Annotated in this window: 8 protein-coding genes; 2 read left to right on the top strand and 6 right to left on the bottom strand. The window is 74.5% G+C overall.

The window, feature by feature from the left end:
• Positions 1-4: 4 nt before the first annotated feature.
• Complete coding sequence (locus GL263_RS15000; protein ID WP_182856205.1) at positions 5-412, bottom strand: hypothetical protein; 408 nt, start codon at positions 410-412, stop codon at positions 5-7.
• A 124-nt stretch (positions 413-536) separates the two neighbouring features.
• Here GL263_RS15000 and GL263_RS14995 point away from each other — a divergent pair, with 124 nt between their 5' ends.
• On the top strand, positions 537-902 hold the full coding sequence (locus GL263_RS14995) for a hypothetical protein (RefSeq protein WP_194377552.1): 366 nt from the start codon (positions 537-539) through the stop codon (positions 900-902).
• A gap of 206 nt (positions 903-1,108) precedes the next feature.
• Here GL263_RS14995 and hutH read toward each other — a convergent pair whose 3' ends face one another.
• The 5 genes from hutH to GL263_RS14970 all read right to left on the bottom strand — a co-directional run bounded on the left by hutH (position 1,109) and on the right by GL263_RS14970 (position 7,701).
• Entirely contained in the window at positions 1,109-2,671 is a 1,563-nt protein-coding gene (gene hutH / locus GL263_RS14990) for a histidine ammonia-lyase (protein ID WP_438947960.1), read from the bottom strand.
• Positions 2,672-2,803: 132 nt separating this feature from the next.
• Entirely contained in the window at positions 2,804-3,892 is a 1,089-nt protein-coding gene (locus tag GL263_RS14985; RefSeq protein ID WP_182856202.1) for a GGDEF domain-containing protein, read from the bottom strand.
• Positions 3,893-4,334: 442 nt separating this feature from the next.
• On the bottom strand, positions 4,335-5,141 hold the full coding sequence (locus GL263_RS14980) for an enoyl-CoA hydratase/isomerase family protein (protein WP_182856201.1): 807 nt from the start codon (positions 5,139-5,141) through the stop codon (positions 4,335-4,337).
• A 103-nt stretch (positions 5,142-5,244) separates the two neighbouring features.
• A complete protein-coding gene (locus GL263_RS14975) occupies positions 5,245-6,552 on the bottom strand; it encodes an adenylate/guanylate cyclase domain-containing protein (protein WP_438947959.1) in 1,308 nt (435 codons plus the stop codon).
• 186 nt (positions 6,553-6,738) lie between these two features.
• Positions 6,739-7,701, bottom strand: coding sequence for a biotin--[acetyl-CoA-carboxylase] ligase (locus tag GL263_RS14970; protein WP_182856200.1), 963 nt, complete (start codon positions 7,699-7,701; stop codon positions 6,739-6,741).
• 127 nt (positions 7,702-7,828) lie between these two features.
• On the opposite strand from GL263_RS14970, the gene GL263_RS14965 reads away from it, so the two are divergent.
• Positions 7,829-9,412: an acyl-CoA carboxylase subunit beta gene (locus tag GL263_RS14965; protein ID WP_194377550.1), complete on the top strand. Its 1,584-nt coding sequence runs from the start codon at positions 7,829-7,831 to the stop codon at positions 9,410-9,412.
• Positions 9,413-9,442 lie beyond the last annotated feature (30 nt).

The raw sequence follows: 9,442 nt of genomic DNA, 5'->3' as shown, positions 1-9,442 counted from the left end.
CGGCTCAGCCGGCGTGACGGCCGCGGGGGGCGGGGCCCGCCCCGTCCGCGGGGTCGAGGTAGTCCTCGTCGTCCGTCTCCCACGCCTCGTACGGTTCCCCCGGGGACGCGTACGGCCAGGAGTTCTTCGGGTCGTAGTCGACGGTCTCGCTGCTCCAGGACGCCTGGGCGAGTTCGACACCGGGTGCCTCGCCCACCAGGTCGATCGGGTCGACGAGGTAGGCGATGGCCTCGGCGACGCCGTCGGTCCGGTCCGTGACGGCCGACACGGCGTGGGCGCGCTCCTCGTCCGGGATCAGTTCGTCGCTCTCGACGTGTGCGACGGCGGCGCGGGTGAGGGCGTCGGCGTCCGCGACCTCCAGCACCAGTTCCACCTGAAGTCGCACAAACCGGGATGATTCGTCGATGGTCATGTGAGGAGCCTAGGCGGCGGTTCCGACAGGGCTTCCGCGCGACCCGCCGCGATCGCTAACATCGGCCCCTGTACTGCTGTTTCACCGCACGAAGGGTGGCTCCGTGGCCGCACACCACCGTCCCCTGGTGACCTCCGCGGCGGCGGGCGGGCTGCTGTTCGCGCTCTGGTTCGTGCCGTCGGCGAACGCCACGTACGAAAGCGGCAGACCGGCCGCCCCGTCGACGGCCGACGCCCCGGCGGCGGAGAGCTCGACGACACACGGCACCGCGGCCCAGGACCCGGCGGCGGACCCGGCGGCTGCGGGCCCCGCGGCGGACGGCCCCCTGCTCGCCGACACCGGCAGCTTCGACACGACGCCGTACGTGACCGGCGGCGTCGCCTTCCTGGTGTTCGGCGCGGGTCTGGTGGCGCACTCGGTGCGGCGCTCCCGCGCGGTCGGCGCGCCGAGCGACGGCCCGGTGGGGCTCTCCCCGACCCGCTTCTCCTGATCCGGCGGCCGGAGGCCCGCTCCTTCGGCTGACCGCCGGGCCGGCGGTGCCGGGCGTCGACCCAGCGGCCCCGGCCCTCTCACCCGCAGCCCGGCCGTCCGACGGCCTCATCGGAAGCCTCCTGACACCACGCGGGCGCCGCCGGCGTGTCGGCCGGCGGCGCCCTTCGGAGGAACGGTGTCAGCCCGCGAGCGGGCGGTGGCGGGTCAGGCCAGCGGGCCGGTGACGGACTCGGCCGCGGCGATCAGCCCGCCCTCCCGGACGAACCGTTCGGCCGCCGCGAGGTCCGGCGCGAGGAAGCGGTCCTCACCGGCTCCGCCGATCCCGGCGGCGTGGGCCGCGTCGACGACCGCGCGGGTGGCCGGGGCCGGCGTGCCGACGGCGGCGTCCTCGGACCGGCCGCGCAGCTCCAGCGCCCGGGCCGCCGCGTACAGCTCGACGGCGACGACACGGGACAGGTTGTCCACGGCCGTCCGCAGCTTGCGGGCCGCCGACCAGCCCATGGAGACGTGGTCCTCCTGCATCGCGGAGGAGGGGATGGAGTCGACGGAGGCCGGCGCGGCGAGCCGCTTCATCTCGCTGACGAGTGCCGCCTGGGTGTACTGGGCGATCATCAGGCCCGAGTCGACGCCGGGGTCGTCCGCGAGGAACGGCGGCAGGCCGTGCGAGCGGTTCTTGTCGAGCAGCCGGTCGGTGCGGCGTTCGGCGACGGAGGCCAGGTCGGCGGCGGCGATGGCGAGGAAGTCGAGGACGTAGGCGACGGGGGCGCCGTGGAAGTTGCCGTTGGACTCGACGCGGCCGTCCGCGAGGACGACGGGGTTGTCCACGGCGGCGGCGAGTTCACGGTCGGCGACGAGCCGGGCGTGCGCGAGGGTGTCCCGTCCGGCGCCGGCGACCTGCGGGGCGCAGCGCACCGAGTAGGCGTCCTGGACGCGCGGCGCGTCGTCCTGGTGGTGGCCGGTGAGGCCGGAGCCGGCGAGGACCTTGAGCATGTTCGCGGCGCTGGCGGCCTGCCCGGGGTGCGGGCGGATGGCGTGCAGTTCGGGGGCGAGCACCCGGTCCGTGCCGAGCAGCGCCTCCAGGGTGAGCGCGGCGGTGATGTCGGCGGAGGTGAGCAGCCGGGCGAGGTCGGCGCAGGCCATGACCAGCATGCCGAGCATGCCGTCGGTGCCGTTGAGGAGCGCCAGGCCCTCCTTCTCCCGCAGCTCGACCGGGGTGATGCCGTGTGCGGCGAGGAGTTCGGCGGCGGGGCGGACCACGCCGTCGGGGCCCTCGGCGTCGCCCTCGCCGAGGAGGGTGAGGGCGCAGTGGGACAGCGGCGCGAGGTCGCCGGAGCAGCCGAGCGAGCCGTACTCGTGGACGACGGGCGTGATGCCGGCGTTGAGCACGTCGGCCATGGTGCGCAGCACCTCGGGGCGGACGCCGGTGTGTCCGGAGGCGACGGTCTTCAGCCTCAGGAACATCAGCGCGCGCACCACCTCGCGCTCGACGCGCGGGCCCATGCCGGCCGCGTGGGAGCGGACGATGTTGCGCTGGAGGCGGGCGCGGAGTTCGGGGCTGATGTGCCGGACGGCGAGGGCGCCGAAGCCGGTGGAGACGCCGTACACGGGCTCCGGCTTGGCCGCGAGCTCGTCGATGAAGCGGCGGCTGGCGCCGACCTTCGCAAGCGCCTCGGCGGACAGCTCGATACGGGCGCCGCCACGGGCGACGGCGATCACGTCCTCGGCGGTCACCCCGCCGGGGCCGACCACCACAGTGCTGCTCTGCATATCCATATTCACGAACCATAGGGACTGAATCGTCATCTGTCACGGGGGTGTCCGTACGCGGCTTCGCACCGGGGCCGGCCTGCGAGCCGAGACCCGCCGCGCCCTGCCCGGTCCACGGGCCGACCCTCCCCGCTACCGGGCGCGGAAGCTGCGCCGCTCGCCCGGCCGGGGCTGCCCCGCGGTGTCGGCGAGTTCGACGATCTCCCGCCCGGCGACGACCGGCTTGACGGACCGCGAGGCCTTGGCGCGGTACTGCGCGGCGTCCGCGAGCCGCAGCAGCCGCCGCCCGGAGTCCACCGGCCCGATCGGGTCGCCTGTGGACGCGACACCGCACGCGATGCCCTCGCCGACCGGGAGTCCGGCGGCGCGCTCACACAGCTGCTCCGCCGCCCGCACGACCTCGTCGGCGCTCGGCCCGGCGGCCGTCAGACAGAACTCGTCGCCGCCCAGCCGGGCCGCCAGCGCACCGGGGAGCTCCGCGCCGACCTCGGACAGCAGTGCGCCGAAACGTTCCAGCAGAAGGTCGCCGGCCTCGTGCCCCTCCCGGTCGTTGACCCGCTTGAGCCCGTTCACGTCACAGACGACCAGGCTGACCACCGTGCCGTCGACCCGGTGCCGCTCCAGCGCCGCCCCCAGCGCGTCGTCGACGGCCCGCCGGTTGCCGAGGCCGGTCAGCTGGTCGGTGAAGGCCAGCCGGCGCAGCTCCGCCACCCGCTCCTGCTGAGCCAGCCCGCCCACCACCACGGCGGCCAGCGCGCTCGCGAACTCGGCGTCCGCCGACTCGAACGGCACCTCCTCCGACCGACGGGAGACATACAGCTCGCCCCACAGCCGCCCGTCGAACACCAGCGGGGCGACCACCGCCCCGGCGGCGCCACCGAGCGTCCCGCCGTCGGCGGCGTCCAGGCGCACCAGCCAGGCGCGCGGCTCCGTCCCACCGCTCCACCCGGCGGGCGCCCCGCCGCCCGGTTCGGCCAGGTCGCGAGGCGGGTACGAGTCGTCGACGGGGAAGTGCGCCTCACCGGCCGCCGGCTCGCCGTCGTGGGCGAGCACGCGCAGCCGGCCACGGCCGCGCTCCCAGCGGAAGACGGCCGCGAACGAGCCCGCCAGGGCGGCCCGCACCCCGGCGGCCGCCGCCTGCGCGGCGACGCGAGGCGAGTCCGCCCGCGCCAGCGCCCGGGCCAACACCGCCACGGCTCGCAACCGCTTGTCGTCTCCCATGGGGTCAATTATTAACCTTTGTACCTTTTGTCCCGCGTCCCACTGCCGAACGGCTCGCCGCCGACACCGCCCCGGCGGCGGTGTCGGCGGGGAGAAGCGGACAAACGCCGTCCGCCGCCCGCGCCCCCGCCGACCCGGAGGCCCGGCGACACGGCGACCCGATGACCCGGCCGCCAGGTGACCCGGCGACAAGAACAGCGCCAGCCGCCACCGGGCCTCGGAGCACCCCGCACCAGAGCGGACGCCCGTATGCGGCCCCTCACAAGGCCGCCCGGCGGTCCGCCACGCCCCTGGGCCGCTCCGGCGGATCGAGGTGGGTCGGAGGCACGTCGGCGCCGACGAATCGAGGCGGGGTCGACGCGGCGCGGGCGCCCCGGCCGGGGAGCGCGGAGCGCAGATCCGGGGCGTCGCGACACCGCCCCGCCAGCGCCAGGCCCGGCGGCTAGTGTCCCGGCCAGTTCGGGCGGCGCTTCTCGTTGAAGGCCGCGACGCCTTCCGCCCGGTCGCCGGAGAACGCGACCGAACGCCACGCGGCGTCCTCCACCTCCAGGCCGGCCCGCAAGTCCATGCCCCAGCCCAGCCGCAGCGCCCGCTTGGCCGCGCGCAGCCCGACGGGCGAGTTCGCCGCCATCCGGCGGGCGAGCGCCAGCGCCGCCGTACGGTCCTCGCCCTCGCCGACCAGGTCGTCCACGAGGCCGAGCCGGTGCGCCTCGGCCGCCTCGACCCGCCGCGCGCTGAAGATCAGCTCTGCCGCGCGGGCCGCGCCGACGCGACGCGGCAGCAGCTGGGTGCCGCCGCCGCCGGGGATGACGCCCACCGACACCTCGGGCAGGCCGACCAGCGCCGTCGGGTCCGCGACGATCACGTCGCAGGCCAGCGCCAGTTCGAAGCCGCCGCCCAGCGCGAAGCCGTGCACCGCCGCGACCGTCGGCACCGGCAGCTCCAGCACGCCCGTGTACGCGGCTCTGGCCAGCGGCCGCTGCCGGACCAGCTCGGCGTCGGTGAGGGAGTTGCGCTCCTTGAGGTCCGCGCCGACGCAGAACGCCCGCTCGTGCGTCGACGTCAGCACCACCGCCCGCACCCCCGGGTCGGCGCCGAGCGCGTCGCAGGCCTCGGCGAGGGACCGGGCCATGTCGGTGGAGACGGCGTTCATCGCCTTCGGCCGGTCGAGGACCAGCTCCGCGACGTGCGTCCGCTCGCCGCCCTCCTCGTCGATCCGGACCTCGACCCACTCTCCGTAGCGCGTCATCGCACCCTCCCTGGTTAACGGTCGCTCACACACTAGTGGGAGCCACCGACAACCAGGTAGGCCCGCCCGGCCGGCGGCCGCGACCGGGCGGCGGAAGCGCCGGTCAGTCGCGGCGGGCGAGCAGCCACGGTTCGATGACGCCGAGCCCCCGCACCGGCCGCTGGTAGAGCGGCCGCAGCGCGAAGCGGTAGCCCTTCGCCCGCTCCGGGCTCTCCGCCGACTCCTTCTCCGACTCCGGCGCCTCGCCCGCCGCCGTGACCTCGTCGCGTACCGCGCCGTCGACGAGCACGGTGTCCTTGGGCGCTATCGAGGTGAGCCGGCTCGCCAGGTTCACCGTCGTGCCGAAGACGTCGCCCATCCGCGTGGTGACGGCGCCGAAGGCCAGGCCGACGCGCAGCTGCGGCATCGTCTCGTCGTTCGACAGCGTCTCGATCAGCCGCAGACCGATCTCGGCGGCCGTCCCCGCGTCGTCCGCGACGAACAGCACCTCGTCGCCGAGCGTCTTGATCAGCCGGCCGCCGTTGGCGGCGACCAGGTCGGCGGCGGTCGTCTCGAACGCCTCCACCAGCTCGCCCAGCTCCTCCTCCTCCAGCCGCCGCGTCAGCCGGGTGAAGCCGACGAGGTCGGCGAAGCCGACGGCGAGCCGGCGGTCCACCATCTCCTCGTCGTCGGCGGCCTGCACCACACGGCCCGTCGCCGCCGCGAGCTGCCGCCGCCACACGTAGACCAGGAACTCCTCCAGCTCCGGCAGCAGCAGCTCGACCAGCGGATACGTGACCTCCATCCGGCTCATCCCGGGCTCCGGCGAGACCGTCAGGCTCTCCAGGAACGAGTCGACCTGCCACTCCGCGAGCCGGGCGGTCGTCTGGCCGGTGGAACGGGCGACCTGGATGGCCATCGCCTCGTTGAGCAGGCCGGCCTCCACCAGACCGGCGAGCCGCCGCAGCGCCAGCACGTCGCCCTCGGTCAGCACCCGCGCCTGCCCGATGTCGGCGAACCCCATGGCACGCCAGAAGCGGGCGGCCAGGTCCATCGGGACGTCGGCGGCCCGGGCGGCCTGGAAGGGCGTGTACTTCCGCTCGGAGCCGAGGATCAGCTCCTCGACCTTGAGGGCGTTCGGGTTGTCCACGGGCGGCTCGTCGCGCGGGTGCCGCTCACGGGCGTGGGAGGAGGAGGCGTGCGCGGGCGCGGGGTCCAGCGTGGTCTCGTCCTCGTCCGCCCCGGGATCGTCGGGGGCGCCCTCACGCGCGCCCTCTCCGTCCTCCGGGTCCCGGTTGTTGTCGTCCGGCCCGTGCCCGGCGTCCGGGGTCGGGTCGGCGTCCGCGCCGCCGGCGACGCGCGCGTCCGGACTCGCGGAGCGCTCGTCGGGCCCGGCCGCGCGCAGGGCGCTCTCAGGATCGTTCGCGGTCACCAACCGCCCCTTGCCAGGTCCGTGCGCACTGCCCTTACCCGTTCAGCTCCACCGCGCCCGCCGCGCGGTGTACGGCCCCACGATACGGCAGGTGTGCCGTATCTCACGTGGCACCGGGGTGGACGCGGCGAACGGGCGCGCCCGCCCCGCGCCCACCCCTGCCGACCGACGGTCACGACGCCGCCGTCAGCCGGCCGGCCGCAGATGCACGATGTCACCGGCGTCCACCGTCTCCAGCACCCCGCCGCCGATGTTGAGCACCAGCTGGCCGTCGCCGTCGACCGCCACCGCCTCGCCCTCCTCCGCGCTGCCACCCGGCAGCTCGACCCGCACCCGGCGGCCCAGGGTCGCGCAGCCGGCCGCGTACGTCTCCTGGAGGCCGCAGGCGGCGGCGTCGCCCCCGGCGTCCCGCCAGCGCCGGTACCACTGGTCGATCGACCGCAGCACGGCGCGCAGCAGCGGATCGCGGTCCGTACCGGCGGCGCCCGCGAGCAGCAGCGAGCCGGCGCCGGGCACCGGCAGCTCGTCCGCCCGCAGCGACACGTTGAGGCCGATGCCGACGACCACCGCGCCGTGCTCGAGGTCGCCGATGCGTTCGGCGAGGATGCCGCCGATCTTGCGTTCGTCACCGTCGACAGTGGCGAGCAGGTCGTTCGGCCACTTGAGGGCCGTGTCGACGCCGGCGGCACGGGAGAGCGCCGTCGCGGTGGCGACCCCGGCCAGCAGCGGCAGCCAGCCGAGCCGCCGCACCGGGATCTCGGGCCCCGGACGCAGCACGAACGAGAAGAACAGGCCGCTGCGGGCCGGTGCCACCCAGTCGCGGTCCAGCCGGCCCCGGCCGGCGGTCTGCCGCTCGGCGATCAGCAGCGTGCCCTCCTCGGCCTCACCGCGCCGGACCCGTTCGACGAGGTCGGTGTTGGTGGACCCGGTCTCCTCCACCAGCTCCAGCTCCGTCCACAGCCCGTCCTCACCGAGGAGGGCGCGGCGCAGCGCGGCGGCGTTCAGCGGCGGACGGTCGAGATCGCTCCACGGCCCGCCGCCGCCCCCCGCGGCCACACGCAGAACGGACGGACGGCCGCCGCGCGCGGCGTTGCGGGGCGTGTCGCCGGGCCCTACGAGGGGCAGATTCCCGGACAAGTTCGGCTTCATGCGGCCAGCCTAGGTGTGGCCAACGCCGCACCGCCGTTTTGTGCCCGCGCCGATACCCTACGAGTCGGTAATCCCTAAGGACGAGTAGGAGCCGCTTCCCGTGTCCGAGCAGGAAAACACCCCTGCCCTGCTGAACGAACAGGGCCACACCACCGCGGGCAAGATCGCCGACTTCCAGCGACGAGCCGAGGAGGCGACGCACGCGGGCTCGGCGCGAGCCGTCGAGAAGCAGCACGCCAAGGGCAAGCTGACGGCCCGTGAGCGGGTGGAGCTGCTGCTGGACGAGGGCTCCTTCACCGAGTTGGACGAGTTCGCCCGGCACCGCTCGACCAACTTCGGACTGGAGAAGAACCGTCCCTACGGCGACGGCGTCGTCACCGGCTACGGCACCGTCGACGGCCGGCCGGTCGCGGTCTACTCGCAGGACTTCACCATCTTCGGCGGCTCCCTCGGCGAGGTCTACGGCGAGAAGATCGTCAAGGTCATGGACTTCGCGCTGAAGACCGGCTGCCCGGTCATCGGCATCAACGACGGCGGCGGCGCCCGCATCCAGGAGGGCGTGGCCGCGCTCGGCCTGTTCGCCGAGATCTTCCGCCGCAACGTGCACGCCTCCGGCGTCATCCCGCAGATCTCGCTGATCATGGGCCCGTGCGCGGGCGGCGCGGTCTACTCCCCCGCCATCACCGACTTCACCGTGATGGTCGACCAGACCTCGCACATGTTCATCACCGGACCCGACGTCATCAAGACCGTCACCGGCGAGGACGTCGGCTTCGAGGAACTGGGCGGCGCCCGTACCCACAACACCACCTCCGGCGTCGCCCACCACATGGCCGGCGACGAGAAGGACGCCATCGAGTACGTCAAGGCGCTGCTGTCCTACCTCCCCTCCAACAACCTCTCCGAGCCGCCCGTCTTCCCCGAGGAGGCGGACCTGGAGACCTCGGACCGCGACCGGGAGCTGGACATCCTCATCCCGGACTCGGCGAACCAGCCGTACGAGATGCACGAGGTAATCGAACACGTCCTGGACGACGGCGAGTTCCTGGAGACCCAGGCCATGTTCGCGCCCAACATGATCACCGGCTTCGGCCGGGTCGAGGGCAGCCCGGTCGGCGTCGTCGCCAACCAGCCCATGCAGTTCGCCGGCTGCCTCGACATCGACGCCAGCGAGAAGGCCGCACGCTTCGTGCGGACCTGCGACGCGTTCAACATCCCGGTCCTCACCTTCGTCGACGTGCCCGGCTTCCTCCCCGGCACCGAGCAGGAGTTCAACGGCATCATCCGGCGCGGCGCCAAGCTCATCTACGCCTACGCCGAGGCGACGGTGCCGCTCATCACCGTCATCACCCGCAAGGCCTTCGGCGGCGCCTACGACGTCATGGGCTCCAAGCACCTGGGCGCCGACCTCAACTTCGCCTGGCCCACCGCCCAGATCGCCGTCATGGGCGCCCAGGGCGCGGTCAACATCCTGCACCGGCGCGCGCTGGCCGCCGTCGAGGACGAGACCGAGCGCGAGGAGCTGCGCGCCCGCCTCACCGCCGAGTACGAGGACACCCTCCTCAACCCGTACGTCGCCGCCGAGCGCGGCTACGTCGACGCGGTCGTGATGCCGTCCGAGACCCGCCGCCACATCACGCGCGGCCTGCGTTCGCTGCGCTCCAAGCGCGAGCAGCTGCCGCCGAAGAAGCACGGCAACATCCCGCTGTGACCCGGCGCGGGGCCGGGCGGACCCACCGCC

This window comes from Streptomyces durbertensis, from assembly GCF_014156695.1.
In the GTDB taxonomy this organism is placed as follows: domain Bacteria; phylum Actinomycetota; class Actinomycetes; order Streptomycetales; family Streptomycetaceae; genus Streptomyces; species Streptomyces durbertensis.
The sequence above is the reverse complement of the archived record's forward strand: the minus strand, read 5'-3'. Positions and strand labels throughout refer to the sequence as shown.

What these genes read in the sequence shown, in the direction of transcription:
- GL263_RS15000 (WP_182856205.1), bottom strand. Translation starts at nt 412, where the DNA reads ATGACCATCGACGAATCATCCCGGTTTGTGCGACTTCAGGTGGAACTG.
- hutH (WP_438947960.1), bottom strand. Translation starts at nt 2,671, where the DNA reads ATGCAGAGCAGCACTGTGGTGGTCGGCCCCGGCGGGGTGACCGCCGAG.
- GL263_RS14985 (WP_182856202.1), bottom strand. Translation starts at nt 3,892, where the DNA reads ATGGGAGACGACAAGCGGTTGCGAGCCGTGGCGGTGTTGGCCCGGGCG.
- GL263_RS14980 (WP_182856201.1), bottom strand. Translation starts at nt 5,141, where the DNA reads ATGACGCGCTACGGAGAGTGGGTCGAGGTCCGGATCGACGAGGAGGGC.
- GL263_RS14970 (WP_182856200.1), bottom strand. Translation starts at nt 7,701, where the DNA reads ATGAAGCCGAACTTGTCCGGGAATCTGCCCCTCGTAGGGCCCGGCGAC.